Source organism: Stenotrophomonas sp. BIO128-Bstrain (genome assembly GCF_030128875.1).
GTDB classification, from domain to species: Bacteria; Pseudomonadota; Gammaproteobacteria; order Xanthomonadales; family Xanthomonadaceae; genus Stenotrophomonas; species Stenotrophomonas bentonitica_A.
In genome coordinates this window covers 524,693-546,687 of sequence record NZ_CP124620.1, presented here as the reverse complement: position 1 = coordinate 546,687, position 21,995 = coordinate 524,693, and the positions used below count along the sequence as shown (strand labels likewise).

21 protein-coding genes are annotated in these 21,995 nt (G+C 67.2%); 8 read left to right on the top strand and 13 right to left on the bottom strand.

Translation table 11 applies throughout. The features are described 5' to 3' along the window. Positions 1-16: 16 nt before the first annotated feature. Positions 17-520, bottom strand: coding sequence for a CYTH domain-containing protein (locus tag POS15_RS02290; RefSeq protein ID WP_026069817.1), 504 nt, complete (start codon positions 518-520; stop codon positions 17-19). An 80-nt stretch (positions 521-600) separates the two neighbouring features. Between POS15_RS02290 and POS15_RS02285 the strand changes: the two genes are divergently transcribed. Continuing rightward, positions 601-1,212: a hypothetical protein gene (locus tag POS15_RS02285; protein ID WP_019183445.1), complete on the top strand. Its 612-nt coding sequence runs from the start codon at positions 601-603 to the stop codon at positions 1,210-1,212. Here POS15_RS02285 and rlmD read toward each other — a convergent pair whose 3' ends face one another. Then, the gene (rlmD, locus tag POS15_RS02280) at positions 1,213-2,547 is read right to left on the bottom strand and encodes a 23S rRNA (uracil(1939)-C(5))-methyltransferase RlmD (protein WP_284128900.1); all 1,335 of its coding nucleotides are present in this window, start codon (positions 2,545-2,547) and stop codon (positions 1,213-1,215) included. Positions 2,548-2,684: 137 nt separating this feature from the next. Here rlmD and POS15_RS02275 point away from each other — a divergent pair, with 137 nt between their 5' ends. Then, positions 2,685-3,419, top strand: a complete 735-nt coding sequence (locus POS15_RS02275) for a hybrid sensor histidine kinase/response regulator (protein WP_284128899.1) — start codon at positions 2,685-2,687, stop codon at positions 3,417-3,419. Positions 3,420-3,488: 69 nt separating this feature from the next. On the opposite strand, the gene recO is transcribed toward POS15_RS02275, so the two are convergent. The 9 genes from recO to rpoE all read right to left on the bottom strand — a co-directional run bounded on the left by recO (position 3,489) and on the right by rpoE (position 12,208). Continuing rightward, positions 3,489-4,214: a DNA repair protein RecO gene (gene recO, locus POS15_RS02270; RefSeq protein WP_070471053.1), complete on the bottom strand. Its 726-nt coding sequence runs from the start codon at positions 4,212-4,214 to the stop codon at positions 3,489-3,491. A 31-nt stretch (positions 4,215-4,245) separates the two neighbouring features. Next, positions 4,246-5,142: a GTPase Era gene (era, locus tag POS15_RS02265; protein WP_019183449.1), complete on the bottom strand. Its 897-nt coding sequence runs from the start codon at positions 5,140-5,142 to the stop codon at positions 4,246-4,248. Beyond that, a complete protein-coding gene (gene rnc, locus POS15_RS02260; RefSeq protein ID WP_019183450.1) occupies positions 5,139-5,819 on the bottom strand; it encodes a ribonuclease III in 681 nt (226 codons plus the stop codon). The genes era and rnc overlap by 4 nt, the downstream gene beginning before the upstream one ends. Continuing rightward, a complete protein-coding gene (locus tag POS15_RS02255) occupies positions 5,809-6,192 on the bottom strand; it encodes a DUF4845 domain-containing protein (RefSeq protein ID WP_046273302.1) in 384 nt (127 codons plus the stop codon). The genes rnc and POS15_RS02255 overlap by 11 nt, the downstream gene beginning before the upstream one ends. A gap of 32 nt (positions 6,193-6,224) precedes the next feature. Beyond that, on the bottom strand, positions 6,225-7,019 hold the full coding sequence (gene lepB / locus POS15_RS02250) for a signal peptidase I (protein WP_019183452.1): 795 nt from the start codon (positions 7,017-7,019) through the stop codon (positions 6,225-6,227). 100 nt (positions 7,020-7,119) lie between these two features. Continuing rightward, complete coding sequence (gene lepA, locus POS15_RS02245; RefSeq protein ID WP_019183453.1) at positions 7,120-8,910, bottom strand: translation elongation factor 4; 1,791 nt, start codon at positions 8,908-8,910, stop codon at positions 7,120-7,122. Positions 8,911-9,077: 167 nt separating this feature from the next. Then, on the bottom strand, positions 9,078-10,604 hold the full coding sequence (locus POS15_RS02240) for a DegQ family serine endoprotease (protein ID WP_019183454.1): 1,527 nt from the start codon (positions 10,602-10,604) through the stop codon (positions 9,078-9,080). Between the two features lie 84 nt (positions 10,605-10,688). Further along, on the bottom strand, positions 10,689-11,591 hold the full coding sequence (locus POS15_RS02235) for a sigma-E factor negative regulatory protein (protein WP_284128898.1): 903 nt from the start codon (positions 11,589-11,591) through the stop codon (positions 10,689-10,691). Then, a complete protein-coding gene (gene rpoE / locus POS15_RS02230) occupies positions 11,588-12,208 on the bottom strand; it encodes an RNA polymerase sigma factor RpoE (RefSeq protein ID WP_019183456.1) in 621 nt (206 codons plus the stop codon). Before rpoE ends, POS15_RS02235 begins: the two co-directional genes overlap by 4 nt. 237 nt (positions 12,209-12,445) lie before the next feature. Between rpoE and POS15_RS02225 the strand changes: the two genes are divergently transcribed. From POS15_RS02225 to POS15_RS02210, 4 genes are all read left to right on the top strand, one after another. Next, positions 12,446-14,509, top strand: a complete 2,064-nt coding sequence (locus POS15_RS02225) for a 3-hydroxyacyl-CoA dehydrogenase NAD-binding domain-containing protein (protein ID WP_284128897.1) — start codon at positions 12,446-12,448, stop codon at positions 14,507-14,509. Between the two features lie 159 nt (positions 14,510-14,668). After that, a complete protein-coding gene (locus tag POS15_RS02220; RefSeq protein WP_284128896.1) occupies positions 14,669-15,532 on the top strand; it encodes a pirin family protein in 864 nt (287 codons plus the stop codon). A gap of 113 nt (positions 15,533-15,645) precedes the next feature. Continuing rightward, positions 15,646-16,368 carry an aquaporin Z gene (aqpZ, locus tag POS15_RS02215; protein WP_019183459.1) on the top strand — a complete coding sequence of 241 codons (723 nt, stop codon included), beginning with the start codon at positions 15,646-15,648 and terminating at the stop codon, positions 16,366-16,368. A 230-nt stretch (positions 16,369-16,598) separates the two neighbouring features. Further along, positions 16,599-17,060, top strand: a complete 462-nt coding sequence (locus POS15_RS02210) for a hypothetical protein (protein ID WP_019183460.1) — start codon at positions 16,599-16,601, stop codon at positions 17,058-17,060. Positions 17,061-17,184: 124 nt separating this feature from the next. Here the strand turns inward: POS15_RS02210 and POS15_RS02205 are convergent, their stop codons facing one another. Then, positions 17,185-18,036 carry a pirin family protein gene (locus POS15_RS02205; protein WP_284128895.1) on the bottom strand — a complete coding sequence of 284 codons (852 nt, stop codon included), beginning with the start codon at positions 18,034-18,036 and terminating at the stop codon, positions 17,185-17,187. A gap of 227 nt (positions 18,037-18,263) precedes the next feature. On the opposite strand from POS15_RS02205, the gene POS15_RS02200 reads away from it, so the two are divergent. After that, positions 18,264-20,345: a carbon starvation CstA family protein gene (locus POS15_RS02200; protein WP_070425673.1), complete on the top strand. Its 2,082-nt coding sequence runs from the start codon at positions 18,264-18,266 to the stop codon at positions 20,343-20,345. Further along, the gene (locus POS15_RS02195; protein WP_019183464.1) at positions 20,345-20,569 is read left to right on the top strand and encodes a CstA-like transporter-associated (seleno)protein; all 225 of its coding nucleotides are present in this window, start codon (positions 20,345-20,347) and stop codon (positions 20,567-20,569) included. Before POS15_RS02200 ends, POS15_RS02195 begins: the two co-directional genes overlap by 1 nt. Positions 20,570-20,707: 138 nt before the next feature. Here POS15_RS02195 and POS15_RS02190 read toward each other — a convergent pair whose 3' ends face one another. Continuing rightward, on the bottom strand, positions 20,708-21,958 hold the full coding sequence (locus POS15_RS02190; protein ID WP_019183465.1) for a DUF819 family protein: 1,251 nt from the start codon (positions 21,956-21,958) through the stop codon (positions 20,708-20,710). Positions 21,959-21,995: the final 37 nt, after the last annotated feature.

Here is a 21,995-nt window from a genome sequence, read left to right as displayed (position 1 = left end):
TCACAAGGGCCGCGGATCAGCCGCGTTCAGCGCTTGACCAGCGTGAAAAGGGGTGCGCGGCCAGGGCCAGGTTGTAATAGCGCACCTGGTCGGTGACCTCCTCGCCTGCCCACTCGGGCAGCGTAACCGTCTGCTCGGCGTGCTCGAGCTCCACTTCGGCCACCACCAGCCCGGCGTTCTCGCCCAGGAATTCGTCCACCTCCCAGAGCAGCCCGTCGTGCTCGACCAGGTGCCGGCGCTTGTCGATCAGCCCGCCGACGCACAGCGCCAGCAGCGCGCGCGCATCCTCCACCGGGATCGGATAATCGAACTCCTGCCGGGTGTGCCCTATCTCGCGCGACTTCATGTTGAGGAAGGCCTGCGCGCCCTGGATGCGCACGCGCACCGACGCCTTCTGCGCGCCGCTCTCCAGCGAGGCGGCATCGTTGAGATAGCCCTGTGCCATCGGGATCACCGCGTGCGCAGCGGTGCGCCAGCCCTCACCGGTGACGAGGTATTTGCGTTCGATTTCAATGCCCATGCGCACAGTATGCGGCGATCGCGGCACCGCGGCCACGGCGTGCTTCTATACTGCCCGGCTGCCTTGCAAGGACGCCCCCGATGAAACCGCTCTTCCCCGCCCTGCTGCTGACCCTGCTGCCGTTGGGCGCGCTCGCCGCCTCGCCGCCCACGCCTGCACAGATCGAGGCGGCGGTGATGGCCATGGTCGAGGCGGAAAAGACGCCGGCCGCCTCTACCCAGGATCTGCTGCTGCAGTCGATGTTCACCCCTCGCCGGTTCGAACATGGCCCGTGCTGGGCAAGCACCACGCTCGCCGGTGCATACGACTGCCTGGTCGGCATGGAGATCGGCCTCAAGAACCGCTACCGCATGCTTCGCTTCGTTCCGCAGGGCATGGGCTGGGCGATGCAGCGCGCCGATGTCGACGCGCCGGTGCCCCCGCGCGAACGTGTCCGCGAGCTGCTCAATGCGCAGCTTGATCGCCGTGCTGCGTCCATCGACGATGCCGCCACCCGCGAGGAACTGCGCGCGTTCCAGCAGCGCCTGCAGATCTTCGCGATCGACGACTGCGAACTGCGCAGCACCCAGGCGCCGGAGATCCGCTGCAATGTCACCGCCGGGGATGCGACCGAGCGCGGCACCGAACCGCAGACCTATGTGTTCGACGCACACGGCCAGTGGCAGAACGCCGCGCCCGGGGACGGGCGCTGATCAGCGCTTTTCGAACACCGCGATGCTTTCCACGTGCGCGGTGTGCGGGAACATGTCCATCGCGCCGGCCGAGACCAGGGTGAAGCCCTGCTCGTTGACCAGGTAGCCGGCATCGCGCGCCAGCGAGCCCGGATGGCAGCTCACGTAGACGATGCGCTTGAACTGCTTCAGCGGCAGCTGCTGCAGCACTTCGATGGCGCCCGAGCGCGGCGGATCCAGCAGCAGCTTGTCGAAGCCCTGGCGCATCCACGAGGCCTGGCGCTGGTCCTGGGTCAGATCGGCGGCATGGAACTCGGCATTCTCCAGCCCATTGCGCACCGCGTTCTCACGCGCACGCGCCACCAGGCCGGCATCACCCTCCACACCGACCACGTTGCGCACGGTGCGCGCCAGCGGCAGGGTGAAATTGCCCAGCCCGCAGAACAGATCGAGCACGCGCTCGTCCGGACCGGCATCGAGCAGGGCCAGCGCGTGCGCGATCATCTGCACGTTGAGCTTGGCATTGACCTGGATGAAATCCAGCGGGCGGAACGCCAGCTCGACATCCCACGGCGCCAGCTTGAACGACAACGGCACCTCGGCCGGCCACAGCGGCTGCACCGACTCCACGCCACCGGGCTGCAGCGAGATCGCAAAACCGTGTGCCTGGCCGAAGACGATCCACGCGGCACGGTCGGCATCGCTGAGCGGCTGCATGTGGCGGATGGTCAGCATGATCGCGTCATCGCCGGCGATTAATTCGATCTGGGGAATGTCGCGTTTGCCGTCCAGGGTCTCGATGAACTCGGAGAGCACGCCGACCTTCATCCCGATTTCCGGAATGACGGTCAGGCACTGGCTCAGGTCCGCGACGAAACGCGGGTCCAGCTCGCGGAAGCCGACCAGGGTCTTGTCCTTCTTCTCGACGCGGCGCACCGAGAAGCGGCCTTTGCGGCGGTAGCCCCAGCTGTCGCCCACCAGCGGCGGCAGCACCGTGCCCGGGGTGACGTGGCCGATCCGGGTCAGGTTGTCGATCAGCACCCGCTGCTTGGCCACGATCTGCTGCGACTCTTCCAGGTGCTGCAGCACGCAGCCGGCACAGACGCCGAAATGCGGGCAGCGCGGGGTCACCCGCTGCGGCGAGGCCTGTACGACCTCGATGGTCCGAGCTTCATCGAAATGACGATTGCGCGCGGTCGGCTCGGCGGTCACCACCTCACCGGGCAGCGCGCCGGTGATGAAGGTGACCTTGCCACCCTCGCCGTCGCGGCGGGCAACGCCACGGCCGTCATGGCTGAGGTCGAGGATGTCGGTCTGGAAGGGAGTACGGTCGAGGCGGGAGCGGGTTCGGGCCACGTGGCAACAGGCTGCGGGCAAAAAGGGTGCGTATTGTCGCAGATACCAACTGCCAACTGACTTGCCGCCCGCTGAAACCGCTTGCAGGCGGGGACTTCGCGTTTAATATGGGCGCAGCTGACATGGAGGCAGCCCCAATGCAGATGACCCCGAGGGATCCCATGCCCCGATTCCTGCTCGTCGAGGACGACACCATCAGCCGCGGCTTCTTCAAGGCCGCGCTGGAAACCCTGCCGGCGCAGGTGGATACCGCCGATTCCCTGGCCACGGCCATGGACCGCGCCCGTGGCAACCAACATGATCTGTGGCTGATCGACGTCAACCTGCCCGACGGTAACGGCACCCAACTGCTGCAGGAGCTGCGCCGCTCGCGGCCAGATACGCCGGCACTGGCACATACCGCCGATGGCGACACCTCGATCCATTCGCGGCTGCGCGATGCCGGCTTCAGTGAAACCCTTGTCAAGCCGCTGAGCCGTGAGCACCTGCTCAAGGCCGTCCGCCGCGCGTTGGTGCATACCGCTGGCAGCCTGTCCGCCCCGGTGCTTGCCGACGCCGAGGACGTGGAGGGCGAGCGCCAGGACTGGGACGAAACCACGGCCCTGGCCGCGCTGAACGGGCAGCGCCACCACCTCATCGCGTTGCGCGAGCTGTTCCTGGCCGAGTTGCCTGGGGTTCGCGACGCGGTGGCCCAGGCCCTGCGCGAGGAGGATGTGCGGGCCCTGCGCGGCCAGCTGCATCGGCTGCAGGCCAGCTGCGGATTTGTCGGCGCCGCGCGCCTGGCCCGGGCGGTCCGCCAGCTGCATCAGGCCCCGGACTCCACCGGGGCGCAGAGCCGCTTTCGCGTGGCGGTCGACGCCCTGCTGCAGTGAGCACGGGCGGCAGCGCGTGCAGCGTTGCCGCGTGAGTCCCCCCGCAACGGCGCCGCGGGCCGCCTGCGCTCAGGTGCCCCGTCGCGCCAGGTCCTCCAGCATTTCCCAGGATTTCAGCCCTCGCCCGCCCAGATGGTGCATCAGCACTGCGCGCATCGGCCGGCGCAGGCTGCCCAGATCCTCGGGCCCGGGCAGTTCATCGGCGGCCAGCGCCAGCAACGCACTGCCGGTCGCGGTGCCACGGCGCTGATCCACACCGCGGTCGCTGAGCAGCCGGCGCGGCCCCTCCTGCGGGTCCAGCTCATACCGTGCGGCCGGGTCGACCGGCTCCTCATCGCTGCCGTGCAGCAGATCGAAGCCGAAGCCCAGGGCCTCCAGCAGGTCGCGCTCGAAACGGCGCAGGGTCCAGGCCAGCGGCTCGCCATCGCGCAGCCGTGCGCGGACCTGCGCGTAATGGTCGTAAAGCTCGGGCAGCGGGTCCTGGCGGGGCGCCAGCCGCATCAGCAGTTCGTTGATGTAGAACCCGGCCAGCATCGCCTGGCCGGTCAGGCGTGGCGCAGCGTCCAGGGCCTCGGCCCCGCGCAGCTGGGCCAGCTCGCCCCGCTGCACGGCGGTCAGGCGGATCCACTGCAATGGCTGCAGGGCCGCGCGCAGCGCCTGGCTGCGCGGGCTGGATACGCCTCGGGCAAGCACCCCGATCCGGCCGTACTGCTCGGTCAGCACCTCCACGAGCAGACTGGTTTCCCGCCACGGGCGGGCGTGGAGCACGAACGCCGGCTCATCCTCGATGCGCATGGTTCAACCGCCCGGGGTTGGAGGGGCCGGCTTATTCGTAGCCGAACGCCTTGAGCGCGGCTTCATCGTCGGACCAGCCTTCGCGCACCCGGACCCAGGTTTCCAGGAAGACCTTGGCGCCGAACAGACGTTCCATCTGCAGGCGGGATTTGGCGCCGATCTCCTTCAGGCGGGTGCCGGCCTTGCCGATCACGATCGCCTTCTGGCCTTCGCGCTCGACCCAGATCACCGCACCGATGCGCAGCAGGTTGCCATCTTCGACGAAGCGCTCGATCTCGACCGTGGTCGCATACGGCAGTTCTTCGCCGAGCTGGCGCATCAACTGCTCGCGCACCAGCTCACCGGCGAGGAAGCGCTGGCTACGGTCGGTGATCTCGTCCTCGCCGAACATCGGCGGGGCTTCCGGCAACAGCTTCATCAGGTCGCGGACCAGCGATTCCAGGCCATTGCGCTTCTGCGCCGAGATCGGGTGCACCGCGGCGAACGTGCGGCCCTCGGTGACCTGCTGCAGGAACGGCAGCAGGGCGCCCTTGTCCTTGAGCCGGTCGATCTTGTTGACCACCAGCACCACCGGGATCCCCGAGTCGCTGAGCACGTTGAAGGCCAGCGTGTCTTCCTCGTCCCAGCGGCCGGCTTCGATCACCAGCATGCCGGCGTCCACGCCCTCGAGCGAGCCGCGCGCGGCGCGGTTCATCACCCGGTTCATGGCGCGCTTCTGCGCACGGTGCAGGCCGGGGGTGTCGACCAGCACGATCTGCCCTTCCGGGTAGCTGGCAATGCCGAGCAGCCGGTGCCGCGTGGTCTGCGGCCGGTTGGAGACGATACTGACCTTGGCGCCTACCAGGGCGTTGGTCAGGGTGGATTTGCCGACGTTGGGGCGACCGATGACGGCCACGCTGCCGGAACGATGGGGGGTTGCTTCGTTCACTTGGAATCCAGTTGCTCGAGGGCGGCGGCAGCCGCCTGTTGTTCGGCCAGCCGTCGCGAGGCACCTTCGCCTTCGGTGCTGACAGCGGGGTCGGTTACGCCGCAGCGTACCCGGAAGGTCTTGGCGTGATCGTCACCCGATTCTGACACCAGCTCGTACAGGGGCAATGCCTTCTGCCGCGCCTGCAGCCATTCCTGCAGTCGGGTCTTGGGGTCTTTCTCCGGCTTGCCGGTGGCCGGCAGGGCCTGCATCGAGGCGGTGAACCAGGGCAGCACCACGGTCCGGCAGGTGGCGAAGCCGGCATCGAGGTAGATTGCGGCGACGACCGCTTCCAGCGCATCGGCCAGGATGGAGTCGCGGCGATGGCCGCCGGTCTTCATCTCGCCCGGGCCCAGGATCAGGCGCTCGCCCAGGTGCAGCTCGCGCGCGATCACCGCCAGCGCGCCCTCGCGCACCAGTTCGGCACGGGCGCGGGTCAGCGCGCCCTCGTCGGCCTTGGGCCAGCGTTCGTAGAGCGCCTGGGCCACCATCATGTTGACGATGCTGTCGCCGAGGAATTCCAGCCGCTCATTGTTGGGCGTGCCGGCACTGCGATGCGTCAGCGCCTGCTGGAGCAGGCCCGGATCGTTGAAGGGGTGACCGATCAGGTCACCGCGTTGGAAGGTCTTAGTCGGCACCGCGGAGAGTCAGATCCTGGTTGGTGTCAAATTTGCCCACCACGTCGAGATTGCCGATCAGCTCACGGCGCACTTCGTAGTTGACCTTCAAGTTCCAGCCGCCGTCGATGCGGTCGAACTTGATATCGGAGGGCTTGAGATTCTCGGAATAGCTCATGTGGATGCGCTTGAAGAACAGCTCCTGGACCCTGGCCGGCTCCATGTTGGCCACCCCCGGCTCTTTGGCCAGGCTCTTCAGCGCCGTGCGCACGGCGTAATACTCCTGGTACATCGGGAACAGCTTCATCCCGATGTACAGGAAGAAGGCGACCACGATCAGCACCACCAGGAACGAGGTCAAGGTGATGCCGCGCTGCGATGTCATGTTCTTCATTGCGTTCTCCCCAGATACGCGTGTGCCATCAATCAATGGATACCCGTGCCGATCCGCGACGGCTCGAAACCGTCCTTGCAGAACCAGCCCGAGCAGTTCAGCCAGATCAGGAAGGCCTTGCCGCGGAGGTTTTCCTCCGGCAGCAGGCCCCAGAAGCGGCCGTCGTCGCTGTTGTCGCGATTGTCGCCCATCACCAGGTACTTGCCGGCCGGAACGGTCCACTGGCCTTCGCCGCGGGCGTAGTCGGTCTCCAGCACGGTATGGGTGCGGCCCGGCAGGTGCTCGACCAGCAGCGAGCTGCCCTCGCCCTGGCCGTTATGGCCGGCGTACAGGCCCTTGTTGTCGTATTTGACCGGCTCACCGTTGAGGATCAGGCCATTGCCCTGGAACTCGATCTGGTCGCCCGGCACGCCGATCACGCGCTTGATGAAGTTCTCACCCTTGGCCGGATCGTTGTCCGAGTGGCCCGGGAAGTGGAACACCACCACGTCGCCCCGCTTGGGCTCGCCGAACGGGATCACCTTGGCGTTGTTCAACGGCAGGCGCAGGCCGTAGGAGAACTTGTTGACCAGGATGAAATCGCCGATCAGCAGGTTGGGCATCATCGAGCTGGACGGGATCTTGTACGGCTCGGCGATGAAGCTGCGCACCACCAGTACGATCGCCAGCACCGGGAAGAACGCCCGGGCGTAATCGACCACCACCGGCTCGGTGTCCAGCAGGCCGGCGCGCTGGGCGCGGCGCTTGGCGAAGTACAGCTTTTCAGCCAGCAGGATCAGGCCCGAGGCCAACGTCAGTACGACCAGGAGGAACTCAAACAATTTCATGCAGTGTCCTTGGGAACGATTGCAGCGGTGTGGTGTGCCCCTGCGCGTCCGGCGACACCGATCCGGTGCCGCCCGCCGCTGCCGGGAAAGCCATCCGGCCTTACTTGTCCATCTGCAGCACGGCCAGGAAGGCTTCCTGCGGGATTTCCACGCGGCCGACCTGCTTCATGCGCTTCTTGCCTTCCTTCTGTTTCTCGAGCAGCTTCTTCTTGCGCGAAACGTCGCCACCATAGCACTTGGCCAGCACGTTCTTGCGCATCGCCTTGACCGTGGTGCGCGAGATGATCTGCGAGCCGACGGCGGCCTGGATGGCCACGTCGAACATCTGCCGCGGGATCAGTTCCTTCATCTTCTCGCACAGCTCGCGGCCGCGGCGATCGGCATGGCTGCGGTGCACGATCAGCGACAGCGCATCGACCTTGTCGCCGTTGATCAGCACGTCCACGCGGACGAACGGACCGGCATCGAAGCGCACGAAGTGGTAGTCCAGCGAGGCATAGCCACGGCTGACCGACTTGAGCTTGTCGAAGAAGTCCAGCACCACCTCGGCCATCGGCAGTTCGTAGCTGATCTGCACCTGGCTGCCCAGGTAGTTGATGCCAAGCTGGCTGCCGCGCTTTTCTTCGCACAGCTTGATGATGTTGCCGATGTACTCCTCGGGGGTGAGCACGTTGGCGCGGATGATCGGCTCGCGGATCTCATCGACCTGGTTCACCGGCGGCAGCTTGGCCGGGTTGTCCATGTTGATGATGGTGCCGTCGGTCTTGAGCACTTCATAGACCACGGTCGGCGCGGTGCTGATCAGGTCCAGGTTGTATTCGCGTTCCAGGCGCTCCTGCACGATTTCCATGTGCAGCATGCCCAAGAAGCCGCAGCGGAAGCCGAAGCCCATCGCCTCGGAGCTTTCCGGCTCGAAGCGCAGCGCGGCATCGTTCAGGCGCAGCTTGTCCAGCGCTTCGCGCAGGTCCGGATAATCCTCGGCATCGACCGGGAACAGGCCGGCGAACACGCGCGGCTGCATTTCCTGGAAGCCCGGCAGCGGCTTGGCGGCCGGGTCGGCGGCCATGGTCAGGGTGTCGCCGACCGGCGCGCCGTGCACGTCCTTGATGCTGGCCGTGACCCAGCCCACTTCACCGGCGCGCAGGGCCGGCAGCACCTTGCGCTTGGGAGTGAACACGCCAACGTTGTCGACCTGGTGGTTGCGGCCGGTGGACATCACCTGCAGCTTGTCGCCCGCCTTGATTTGGCCCTGCATCACGCGCACCAGCGAGACCACGCCCAGGTAGTTGTCGAACCACGAGTCGATGATCAGCGCCTGCAGCTTGTCGGTATCACGCGGCACCGGCGGCGGAATGCGATGCACGATCGCCTCCAGCACGTCCTGCACGTTCAGGCCGGTCTTGGCGCTGACCGGCACGGCATCGGTCGCGTCGATGCCGATCACGGCCTCGATCTCGGCCTTGGCGCGCTCGATATCGGCGGTGGGCAGGTCGATCTTGTTGATCACCGGCACCACTTCCAGCCCCTGCTCAACGGCCGTGTAGCAGTTGGCGACGGACTGCGCTTCCACGCCCTGGGCCGCATCGACCACCAGCAGCGCGCCTTCGCAGGCGGCCAGCGAGCGGCTGACTTCATAGGAGAAGTCGACATGCCCGGGGGTGTCGATGAAGTTCAGGTGGTAGGTCTGGCCGTCTTTGGCGACATACGGCAACGAGACCGACTGGGCCTTGATGGTGATGCCACGCTCGCGCTCGATCGGGTTCGAGTCGAGCACCTGCGCCTCCATCTCACGGGCCTGGAGGCCACCGCAAAGCTGGATGATGCGATCGGCCAGCGTGGACTTGCCGTGGTCGACGTGGGCGATGATGGAGAAGTTGCGGATGAACCGCATCGAATCAGAAGACATAGGTGGCGGCGGCGCGTCGCGTCGTCAGGATGACTGCGGATTATCGCATGGCCGGCCCGGTCCCGCGTGGGCCCGGCGGCGATTGTCGCCAACGGCCCCCTGGAAACGACCGGGCCCGCCGAAGCGGGCCCGGAAACACAGGCGGGGCGGGCTTACTGCCCGGCCTTGACCGCCACGAAGGCACTGTTGCCGTTGGCACGGACCAGCAACATGACCACGTCACCCTTGCTGTAACCGCCCAGCGCCTTGTTCAGCGCGGCCACGCTGCCGACCGGGGTGCGACCGACCTGCAGCACCACCAGCCCCGGCGACAGGCCGGCATCACGCGCCGACTGGCCGTTGACCCGGGTGATCCGCACGCCCTCGCCGGCCGACAGGCCCAGCTGCTGGCGCTGCGCGGCGGTCAGATCGGCCACGTCCAGCCCCAGCAGGGCATTGGCGCCGGTCTCCGGCTTGGCCGCTTCCGCGGCCGGACGGGTGGCGCCGCGCTCGGCGTCTTCGGCCAGTTCGGTCAGGGTGGCGGTGATTTCCCGCTCCTTGCCGTCGCGCAGCACGCTCAGGCGGACCTTGCTGCCCGGCGGCAGCGCGCCGATGGCCGGCGGCAGATCACTGAAGGTATTGATCGGGCTGCCATTGACCGAGCGGATCACGTCACCCGGTTCGATACCGGCCTTGAGCGCCGCGCTGCCCGCGACCACTTCGTTGACCAGCGCGCCGCGGCTGTCCGGCAGGCCCAGCCCTTGCGCCTTGAGGCTGTCGATCGGCCCGACAGCCGCGCCCAGCTGGCCCCGGCTGACCCGGCCGGTCTTCTTGATCTGTTCGACCGCGCCCATCGCCAGGTCGATCGGGATCGCGAAGCTGATGCCCATGTAGCCACCGGACGCGGAGAAGATCTGCGAGTTGATACCGACCACTTCGCCGCGGGTATTGAGCAATGGGCCACCGGAGTTGCCCTGGTTGATGGCCACGTCGGTCTGGATGAAGGGCACATAGCGCTGGTCCGGACCGCCGGTGCTGCGCCCGACCGCGCTGACCACGCCGGCGGTCACCGAGTTGTCCAGCCCGAACGGCGAACCGATCGCGACCACCCACTGGCCCGGCTTGAGCGTATTGGAATCGCCCACGCGCACCGTCGGCAGGTTCTTGGCGTCGATCTTGAGCAGGGCGACGTCGTACTGCTGGTCGCTGCCCACCACCTTGGCGGTGAACTCGCGGCGATCGCCGAGCTTGACCTTCACTTCACTGGCATCGGCAACGACGTGGTGATTGGTCAGCACGTAGCCATCGGCGGAGATGATGAAGCCCGAGCCCATGCCGCGGCCGCGGATGCTCGGCGTGCCGTCATCGGGGCCGTCGGCGCCCTGCCCCGGCATCTGGAAGTCCGGACCGAAGAAGCGGCGGAAGAATTCGGGCATGTCCTGGTCCGCCGGACCGGCCATGCGCGCCTGGCGGTTGCTGCGCACGATGGTGGTCTCGACATTGACCACGCCCGGACCGACCTGTTCGACCAGGTTGGTGAAGTCAGGCAGACCGCTGACCAGCTGCGGCGCCGGCGCCCGCGGAGCGGCGGCCGCCGCCGGGGCGGCAGCGGTGGCCGGCGACGGCGACTGGGCGCAGGCCACGAGCGGGAGCGTCATGGCGATCAGCGCCAGGGCGTGGGTACGGATACGGGCGGTCATCAGACACGAACCTCCGGGTCAGGAAAAAAAGGGGGGGGAACGCTCCGGCGCACGGGCCGGAGCGGAGCGTCGCCGCGACGATGCTCAGTCGCGGTGCCGGCGTGCGGGTTCGGCCGTTTCGTCTGACTCCTGCAGACGCGGCTCGAAGGGATAGAACGCAGCCTGCGGCGCCTGCGTGGAGAAGCTCGCATTGAGCGCCCCGCCCGCAGCCGGGGCCAGGCTGGACCGCGGCCAAGGCTTGGCCTGCAGGTTGCCGACCTCACCGAACGGGAACTGCCGCACGGTCGCCGCCGGGATGGCCGGGGTCAACGGCGCCTGACTGGCAACTGCCCGCTGCGGTTCGGCACTGCGTTCGGCGGCGCTGCCACGCGCGGCCTGCTGGGTGCGCGTGGCGCTGGCGCTGGCGCGGCGTGCGGTGGCCACGTCCTGGCGGCGGCTGGCCGCCGCCACCGCAGCCGCAGGCACCGCAGCCACGGCGAGCGCCTGTTCGGCGGCAGAGGCTTCGGTAACCGGTGCGGCCGGCAGTTCGGCCTGGCTGGCGATGATGGTGGTCGGCGCCTCCAGCGGAGCCTGGGCCGGCAGCTGTTCGCGCGTCATGAACATCGCCACCGCGGCCACGGAGGCGGCCAACGCCGCGCCACCGCCCCAGCGTCGCCAGCTGCCGCGCCGTTGCGCCTGCTCCGGGCCACGCTCCACTCTGGCCTGCATCGCCGGGGCGGGCTCTACGGCCACGGACGCGCGCACACGCTCGGCGAAATCGACCGGGGCCGGTGCGCAGGCCTGCCCGCGCAGCACATCGCCCAGCATCTGCCAGCGTTCGTTGCAGCTGGACAAGGCCTCATCGTGTTCCAGCCGACGCAGCATGAAGCGCGCTTCATCGGCCGACAGTTCACCATCGATCAGCGAGGACAGCTGCTGACGGTAATGGGCGTCGAATTTATCGGGGGACGCGCCCCGGGAAGCATCATTGGACATATCGTGGCTCATGCGCGGCTCTTCTCGCGGGTGGCGCTGCCCACATCGAGCAGCGGCCGAAGTTCAGTGTCGATCGCCTCGCGGGCACGGAAAATCCGCGACCGCACGGTGCCGATCGGGCACCCCATCTTCTGCGCGATTTCGTCGTAGCTCAGGCCCTCCACCTCGCGCATGGTGATGGCTGACCGCAGTTCTTCAGGCAGCGCGGACACTGCCTTCATCACCGTCTGTTCCAGTTCCTGCCGCATCAACTCGCGTTCGGGCGTGTCGGTGTCGCGCAGGCGGGTGCCGCTGTCGTACTGCTCGGCGTCCCCGATTTCGATGTCATCGGTGGGCGGGCGGCGGTTGTGCGCGGCGAGATGGTTCTTGGCAGTGTTCACGGCAATCCTGTGCAGCCAGGTATAGAACTGGGCGTCGCCGCGGAAACTGCCGATCGCGCGATACGCGCGGACGAACGTGTCCTGGGCGACGTCCTGACATTCACTCCAGTCCGCGATGTAGCGCCCGATCAGCGCGATGACCCGATGCTGGTACTTGCGCACCAGGACATCGAACGCCGCGCTCTCGCCACGCTGCACACGTCGGACCAGCTCCAGGTCCAGCTCCTGTGGTGTTTCAACCTCGGCCATGGGGGGCCGCACTCCTGTCAGCCCAACCGACGTCGGGCAATGAGACTGCCAATCCCGGGAAAAGTTCAGCGCTCGATCACACAGCGCCGCACCAGCTTTTAACCACCGTTCCGTTAAGGTTTCCGATCCAGGCAATGAATCGACGGTATCTCTCCCCAGCTATAGGGATTTGACGGGGAGGAAACAACCTCTGGATCATAGCCCCCTTCTCCATACACAACCGGATGGAACGTTCCCATGCTCTCAGGCTTCGATGGGCTCCGCTTCTCGCATTGGCACCCGCAGATCCGTGACGATGGCGTCGTGGTGCTCAGCCTCGACCGCCAGGACAGCAGCGTCAACGCCATGTCGCAGGACGTGCTGCTCGAACTGGGGGACCTGATCGAGCGGATCGCGATGGACCCGCCCAAGGCGGTGGTGATCCAGTCGATCAAGGCCGCCGGCTTCATTGCCGGGGCGGACCTGAAGGAATTCCAGGCGTTCGACCGCCGCGGCACCGTCAATGACGCGATCCGCCGTGGCCAGAGCACCTACCAGAAGCTGGCCGAACTGCCCTGCCCGACCGTGGCGGCGATCCATGGGCATTGCCTGGGCGGCGGCACCGAGCTGGCGCTGGCCTGCCGTTACCGCGTGGCCTCCAATGATCCGTCCACCCGGATCGGCCTGCCGGAAACCCAGCTGGGCATCTTCCCGGGCTGGGGCGGCAGCTCGCGCCTGCCGCAGCTGGTCGGCGCGCCGGCGGCGATGGACATGATGCTGACCGGCCGCAATCTGTCGGCCTCTGCCGCGCGCAACATCGGCCTGGTCGACAAGGTCGTCGCGCCTGCCGTGCTGCTCGATACCGCGGTCTCGCTTGCATTGAAGGGCACCACCCGCCCGTTCAAGCAGCGCGCGACGGCGTGGATAACCAACACCTGGCTGGCGCGCAGGCTGCTCGCCCCGCAGATGGCCAAGCAGGTCGCCCGCAAGGCGCGCAAGGAGCACTACCCGGCGCCGTACGCGCTGATCAACACCTGGGCGCGCACCGGTGGCAGCCCGATCCAGACCCGCCTGGATGCCGAGCGCCGCGCGGTGGTCAAGCTGGCCGGCACGCCGACCGCACGCAACCTGATCCGCATCTTCTTCCTGACCGAACGCCTGAAGGCCCTGGGTGGCAAGGACCATGGCATCCAGCACGTGCACGTGGTCGGTGCCGGCGTGATGGGCGGTGACATCGCCGCGTGGTCGGCCTACAAGGGCTTCAACGTGACTCTGCAGGATCGCGAGCAGCGCTTCATCGATCCGGCCATGGAACGCGCACAGGCGCTGTTCGCCAAGCGGGTGAAGGACGAGAGCAAGCGTCCGGCCGTGGCCGCGCGGTTGAAGGCCGATCTCGCGGGCGAGGGCGTGGCGCTGGCCGATCTGGTGATCGAAGCGATCATCGAGAATCCGGAAGCGAAGCGTGATCTGTACCAGTCGCTGGAGCCGAAGATGAAGGCCGATGCGCTGCTGACCACCAACACCTCCTCGATACCGCTGGACGAACTGCGCGACCACATCCAGCGCCCGGCGCAGTTTGCCGGCCTGCATTACTTCAACCCGGTCGCGCAGATGCCGCTGGTGGAAATCATCCATCACGACGGCATGGCCCCGGAAACCGAGCGTCGCCTGGCCTCGTTCTGCAAGGCACTGGGCAAATTCCCGGTGCCGGTCGCCGGTACCCCTGGCTTCCTGGTCAACCGCGTGCTGTTCCCGTACATGCTCGAAGCCGCCACCGCCTACGCCGAAGGCGTGCCCGGGCCGGTGCTGGACAAGGCCGCGGTCAAGTTCGGCATGCCGATGGGCCCGATCGAACTGCTCGATACCGTCGGTCTGGACGTGGCCGCAGGCGTGGGCAAGGAACTGGCGCCCTTCCTGGGGCTGCAGGTGCCGGCTGCCCTGGCGACGGTGGAACAGGGCAAGCGCGGCAAGAAGGACGGGCAGGGCCTGTACAAGTGGGAGAACGGCCGGGCGCAGAAGCCGGACGTCCCCGCCAACTACGAGATCCCGGCCGATCTGGAAGACCGCCTGATCCTGCCGCTGCTCAACGAAGCGGTGGCCTGCCTGCACGACGGCGTGGTCGCCGATGCGGACCTGCTCGATGCCGGCGTGATTTTCGGCACCGGCTTCGCCCCGTTCCGCGGTGGCCCGATCCAGTACATCCGTGCCACCGGTGCCGATGCCCTGGTCGAGCGCCTCAAGGTGCTGCAGCAGCGCTACGGCGATCGCTTCGCCCCGCGCCCGGGCTGGGACTCGCCGGTACTGCGTGAGCCCGTGATCTGAGGCGCGATGATGTGATGTGACGACGCCACCGTGAGGTGGCGTTGTCGTTTGTGCTGCCGTCCCTGTGCGACCAGAACAACCTGTTACCGATACAGGCCTCCCGCCCCCACACCCCGCATGCGATCCTCCCGCTCTGTCCCCGCCAGCGAGACCGCCCGCATGACGACCATCATCGCCCCCCGCATCCATGACATCGGTGGCCTGCAGGTACGCCGCGCCGTGCCGACCCTGCAGGCGCGCAGCGTCGGTCCGTTCGTCTTCGTCGACCAGATGGGCCCGGCCGTGCTCTCCCCCGGCACCGGCATCGACGTGCGCCCGCATCCGCATATCGGCCTGGCCACCGTCACCTTCCTGTGGTCCGGCGCCATCGGCCACCGCGACACGCTCGGCTCGGACCAGGTGATCCGCCCCGGCGACGTCAACTGGATGACCGCCGGCCGCGGCATCGCCCATTCCGAACGCACGCCCGCCGTCGAACGCGAGCACGACCATCCGCTGCACGGCATGCAGACCTGGCTCGCGCTGCCGAAGCATTTTGAAGAGACCGACCCCGCGTTCTACCACCATGCCGCCGCCACCCTGCCCCAGCAGCGCCGCAAGGGAGCCTGGCTGCGTGTCATCGCCGGCCGCGCGTACGGCGAAGAATCGCCGGTGAAGGTCTTCGCCGATACCCTCAACGTTGCCATCGATCTGGATGCCGATGCGGAAATCGATCTCGATACCGGCCACGCCGAGCGCTCGCTCTACATCCTGGAAGGCCAGGCCCAGCTCGATGGCGTGGATGTTCCTGCCCAGCACCTGATCATTCCCGAGCCCGGTGCCCGCGGCCGCCTGCGTGCCAAGACCCCGATCAAGGCGATGCTGATGGGCGGCGAACCGCTGGATGGCCCGCGCCACCTGTGGTGGAACTTCGTGTCCAGCTCCACCGAGCGTATCGAGCAGGCCAAGCACGATTGGGAATCCGGGCGTTTCGGCACCATTCCCGGCGACGACAAAGAGTTCATTCCGCTGCCCACGTACTGACCCGCGCACCGCCATCGACCGTTCGTCGGGTGTTGACGCCACCGTCACCCCGATGAACCCCGATTCAGCTACGTTGCGCCTGCCCACCCCGGGCATACACGTGGAGCACGTCGATGAGCATGGGCAAACGTCTGGCCGCCGAGTTCCTGGGCACGTTCTGGTTGGTGTTGGGTGGGTGTGGCAGCGCCGTGCTGGCCGCCACGTTCGGCGGCGATGGCAATCCGCTGGGGATCGGCTTTCTGGGCGTCGCGCTGGCCTTCGGCCTGACCGTGCTGACCGGCGCCTACGCGTTCGGGCACGTGTCCGGCGCGCACTTCAATCCGGCGGTCAGTGTCGGCCTGTGGGCCGGCGGCCGATTCCCCGCGCGCGAGCTGCTTCCCTACATCGTGGCGCAGGTGCTGGGCGGCGCATTGGCCGGCTTCATCCTGCTGCAGATCGCCTCCGGCGCGCCCGGTTTCCAGATCGATGGCAGCCAGGCCGGCGCATTCGCCAGCAACGGCTATGGCGCACTTTCGCCAGGGGGCTACAGCGTCGCCGCCGCCGCCCTCTGCGAAGTGGTGCTCACCGCGTTCTTCCTGATCGTTATCATGGGCTCCACCCATGGCAACGCACCGGCCGGCTTCGCCCCGATCGCGATCGGCCTGGCCCTGACCCTGATCCACCTGATCAGCATTCCGGTGACCAATACCTCGGTCAACCCGGCGCGCTCCACCGCCGTAGCCCTGTTCGCCGGCAGCGGCGCGCTCGGCCAGCTCTGGCTGTTCTGGCTGGCGCCGCTGCTGGGCGGGCTGATCGGCGGCACCCTCTACAAGTGGATGGGCACCGCGCCGCGCTGATGCTCAGGGCCGGGCGGGCAACCCCCGCCCGGCCGCTGACAAAAGAATCAACTGAAACCGTTATTTGTACACTGAGTCACATTCCGTTAAGGTCCCGAGCACTCGTCCGACACTGACGGCAGCGAGTGATCCGGTAGGCGCGCGGGGAATGCGCCACCACGGCCAGGGGTGTGGACGGCCACCGGAACGCCTGTCAGCGACGGACGCGATCATCGACCTTGGGGGAATGCATGAACGTCCTGCGCGCTGTCGTGTGTGTGTGTCTGCTGGTGTCTGCCGGCGCCGTCGCGGCGCAAGCGACCAGCGAATGTCCGTCCCTGCCCGCCAGCAGCGGCCTGCACTGGCAGCAACTGGCCCAGCGCGACCTGATCCTGTGCAGGGCCAGCACCGCCGATGGGCGTGAAGTGCTCAGCCTGACCTTGAGCGCACGCAATCCGGAGCTGCCGTTGAACCGTTCGCTGCGCCAGGAAAAAGGCAGCTTCGCCGGTGAAACCCTGTACTGGTACCAGCCCGACCTGGGCGGCCAGAAGCCGCCGGGGTATGAAACCCGCCGTATCACCGTGGTCAAGTTCGACAGGAACCGCTTTGCCCAGATCGCGCTGTATGCCGGTGACGCCAGCGAACTCGGCTCGCTGCAATCGTTGGCGCAGGGCATGAGCCTGACGCCCTCGGCCGTCGCCGCCGGGCGCTGAGCACGAGGCCGGGACAGTGCACCGCACTCATCCCGCCATCCACGGTAGCGCCGGCCGCTGGCCGGCGCCTCCCACACCGTCAGGTGTCATGCGTTTGTCGGCCAGCGAGCGGTGCCAGCGCCCCTCAGAAGCGGCCTTCCTGGAAATCCACGAAGGCCTGCATCAGCTCCTGCTTGGTGTTCATCACGAACGGCCCATGCCGCATGACCGGCTCGCGCAGCGGCCGGCCCGCCACCAGGATCAGGCGCGCCCCGGTTTCACCGGCACGCAGGACCAGCTGCTCGCCGCCGCCCAGCACCGCCATTTCCTGGCGGGCCACCGGGCGCGCATCGTCGCCTTCGCCGATCTCCAGCCCGCCTTCGAACACATAGGCGAACGCGTTATGGCCATCGGGCAGTACGTAGCTCCAGCCCGCGCCGGCATCCAGCGTGATGTCCAGGTACACCGGATCGGTGGCCGGCTGCACGATCGGCCCGACCGTGTCGCCCACCTGGCCGGCGATGACCTTCACCTGCACGCCCCCGGCCGGTGCCGTCACCGGAATATGGTCCGGCGCGAACTCCTGGTACTTCGGCTCGGTCATCTTCTCGCGCGCGGGCAGGTTCACCCACAGCTGGAAGCCGCGCATCTGCCCCGATTCCTGCTCGGGCATCTCCGAGTGGATCAGGCCGCGGCCGGCGGTCATCCACTGCACGCTGCCCGGCGTGAGCAGGCCCTCGTTGCCATGGTTGTCCTTGTGCCGCATGCGGCCATCGAGCATGTAGGTCACGGTCTCGAAACCACGGTGCGGGTGGCTCGGGAAGCCGGCGATGTAGTCCTCGGCGCGGTCCGTGCCGAATTCATCCAGCAGCAGGAACGGGTCCAGGTCGGGCAGCGAGGGGCCGCCGATCACGCGCGTCAGGCGCACGCCGGCGCCATCGGAGGTGGCCATGCCACGGATGGTGCGCAGCACGCGCACCGGGGTTGGGCTGCTCATGATGACTCCAGGATCGGTGAACTGCCTACAAGATGGGCGCGCCGGCCCCGCCGGCCAACCGCCACGCCCGCAACCGATTGTTCCAAGCGTGGTGTTCCGATGACGTGCACGGGCACGCACCGCGCCCACCCTACGACCAAAGTACTAGCGGCAAGCCCCCGCCATTGCATTGACCCCGTCAGTGCCAAGGCGGACTCTTACGACGATCTCCAGGGAGACGCAATCTCATGAAAGGTTTTTCGAAACTGGGTTGGGCAGTCATCGCACTGCTCGGCGCCTTCTGTCTAGGCACCGTCGCACTGCGCCGCGGTGAGCCCATCAATGCGCTGTGGATCGTCGTCGCTGCGGTCTCCATCTATCTCATCGCGTACCGCTTCTACAGCCTGTTCATCGCCGACAAGGTGATGCAGCTCGATCCGACCCGGGCCACGCCCGCGGTGATCAACAACGATGGTCTGGATTACGTTCCGACCAACAAGCACGTACTGTTCGGCCACCACTTCGCCGCCATCGCCGGTGCAGGTCCGCTGGTCGGCCCGGTGCTGGCCGCCCAGATGGGCTACCTGCCCGGCCTGCTCTGGCTGGTGGTGGGCGTGGTCGTGGCAGGCGCGGTGCAGGATTTCATGATCCTGTTCCTCTCCAGCCGCCGCAACGGCCGCTCGCTCGGTGACCTGGTGCGTGAGGAAATGGGGCCGGTGCCCGGCACCATCGCCCTGTTCGGTGCCTTCCTGATCATGATCATCATCCTGGCGGTGCTGGCGATGGTGGTGGTCAAGGCGCTGGCCGAAAGCCCCTGGGGCATGTTCACGGTCATCGCGACGATGCCGATCGCGATCCTGATGGGCGTGTACATGCGCTACATCCGCCCGGGCAAGATCGGTGAGATCTCCGTGGTCGGTCTGATCCTGCTGCTCGCCGCGATCTGGTTCGGTGGCAAGGTCGCCGCCGACCCGGTCTGGGGCCCGGCCTTCACCTTCACCGGTATCCAGATCACCTGGATGCTGATCGGCTACGGCTTCGTCGCCTCGGTGCTGCCGGTGTGGCTGCTGTTGGCCCCGCGCGATTACCTCTCCACCTTCCTCAAGATCGGCACCATCGTGGCGCTGGCGATCGGCATCCTGATCGTCATGCCCGAGCTGAAGATGCCGGCGCTGACCCAGTTCGCCGCCAGCGGCGACGGCCCGGTCTGGAAGGGCGGGATGTTCCCGTTCCTGTTCATCACCATCGCCTGTGGCGCGGTCTCCGGTTTCCACGCTCTGATCGCTTCGGGCACCACGCCCAAGCTGCTCGCCAATGAGCGCCACATGCGCTACATCGGCTACGGCGGCATGCTGATGGAATCGTTCGTCGCGGTGATGGCGCTGGTAGCCGCCTCGATCATCGACCCGGGCATCTACTTCGCCATGAACGCGCCGGCCGCCGTGATCGGCCCGGATGCGGTCTCCGCTGCGGCCTATATCAGCAACACGTGGGGCTTCATCATCACCCCCGAGCAGCTGGAGGCCACGGCCGCAGCGATCGGCGAGCCGACCATCCTGCACCGCGCCGGTGGCGCACCGACACTGGCGGTGGGCATCGCGCAGATCCTGCACGAGGCGATCCCGAGCGGCAGCAACGCGATGATGGCGTTCTGGTACCACTTCGCGATCCTGTTCGAAGCCTTGTTCATCCTCACCGCGGTCGACGCCGGTACCCGTGCCGGTCGCTTCATGCTGCAGGACCTGCTGGGCAACTTCATCCCGGCCCTGAAGAAGACCGAATCGTGGACGGCCAACATCATCGCCACCGCCGGTTGCGTGGCGCTGTGGGGCTACCTGCTCTATACGGGCGTGGTGGATCCCTTCGGCGGCATCCAGACCCTGTGGCCGCTGTTCGGCATCTCCAACCAGATGCTGGCCGGTATCGCGCTGATGCTGGGTACCGTGGTCCTGTTCAAGATGAAGCGTGACCGCTTCGCCTGGGTCACCGGTGTGCCGGCGGTGTGGCTGCTGATCTGCACCACCTATGCAGGGCTGATCAAGATCTTCGACAAGAACCCGGCGCAGGGCTTCCTGGCCCAGGCGCACAAGTACCAGGACGCGATCGCCACCGGCACCCTGACCGCCCCGGCCAAGACCGTCGGCCAGATGCACCAGATCGTGGTCAACGCCTACGTCAACACCGGCCTGACCGTGCTGTTCCTGTTCGTGGTGTTCTCGATCCTGTTCTACGCGATCAAGACCATCTTCATGGCCCGCCGCACGCCGCAGCGGACCGACAAGGAAACCCCGTACGTGGCACTGCAGCCGCACCAGATGGCGGACCTGTGATGAGCACCGAACTCGTCCCCGCCGGTCAGTACCAGGCCCACCGCCGCATCTGGCGGCGCCTGGTGCAGACCGCGCGGCTGTGCTGCGGCATTCCCGACTACGACAACTACGTCCGGCATGTGCTGGAAAAGCATCCGGACCGCGTGCCGATGGACTACAAGACGTTCTTCCGCGAGCGCCAGGAGGCGCGGTACAGCGGCAAGAACGGGGGGCGCTGCTGCTGAACGATGGCGGCCAGTGAACACGGAAACGGCGGCGCGCAGGCGCCGCCGTTTTTTTGGGTCAGGTTTGACCCCTGACCACCCGTCCAAAAAAGAGGCGGCCATCAAGGCCGCCCCGGGGGCACGACGTGGAGGCCGCGCTTACGCGCCCGCCATCCACTTCAGGATCAGGCCAGTCACATAGGCCAGCCCGGTACCGGTGGCGTAGCCCACGGTGCCCAGCAGCACGCCGACCGGCGCCAGGCTCGGGTGGAACGCCGCGGCCACCACCGGCGCCGAAGCGGCTGCACCGATGTTGCCCTGCGAACCGATGGCGAAGAAGAACAGCGGCGCGCGCATCAGCTTGGCCGCGATCCACAGCACCAGGATGTGGGTCAGCATCCAGATCGCGCCCAGCGCGAACAGCCACGGGCGGTCGAGCAGCGAGAGCAGGTCCATCTGCATGCCGATGCAGGCGATCAGGAAGTACAGGAACAGGGTGCCCAGGCGCGACGCACCGGCCGATTCGAGCCTGCGTGCACGGGTGAAGCTCAGGCCCAGGCCGAGCGCGGTGGACAACAGCACCACCCAGACGAACGCGCTGTCCAGGCTGAACTGGCTGGCCCAGCTCACATTCGCCTTGAACCAGCCGCTCAGCGGTGCGGCGATGGCATGCGCCAGCCCGACGCCGCCCAGCGCCACGCCGACGATCACCATCAGGTCGGTAAGGCTGGGAATACGGGCGTTCTGCGCCTCGTAGGCGGAGATCCGGGCCTTCATCTCATCGATGGCACGAGTATCGGCGCCATTGCGCGTATCGATCTGCTGGGCGCGGTTGGCCAGGAACAGCAGCACCGCCATCCACAGGCTCGCGCAGGCCACATCGACCACCGCGAACTGGCCGAAGGTGGTGGCATCGGTGCCGAACACTTCGCGCATCGCCACCATGTTGGCGCCGCCGCCGATCCAGCTGCCGGCCAGGGCGGCCATGCCCTTCCAGGTATCACCGGCCACGGTGGCCGGGTGGATCCAGGACATCGTCTGGAACGACACGATCGCGCCGAGGATGATGCCCAGCGTGCCGGCGCAGAACACCACCAGCAGCTTCGGGCCCAGCTTCATGATGCCCTTCAGGTCGATCGAGAGCGTCAGCAGCACCAGCGCTGCGGGCAGCAGCACGTCACGGGCGATCGGGTTGTACAGCGAGGTGTTGTGGCCGTCGATCAGGCCGGCGGTGTTGTAGATGGCCGGGATGAAGTAGCACAGCAACAGCGCCGGCACCCACGCGAAAATCTTCTTGAGGATCGGGGTCGGGCCACTGGCGGCCCAGAAGATCACGGCCAGGGTGGCGGCGATCAGGCCGAGGCCGACGATGTCATTGGTGATCAGGGCAGTACTGGGTTCGGTCGGCATCAAGCCATCCTCTGTCGATCGAAGGGATAAAAAAAAG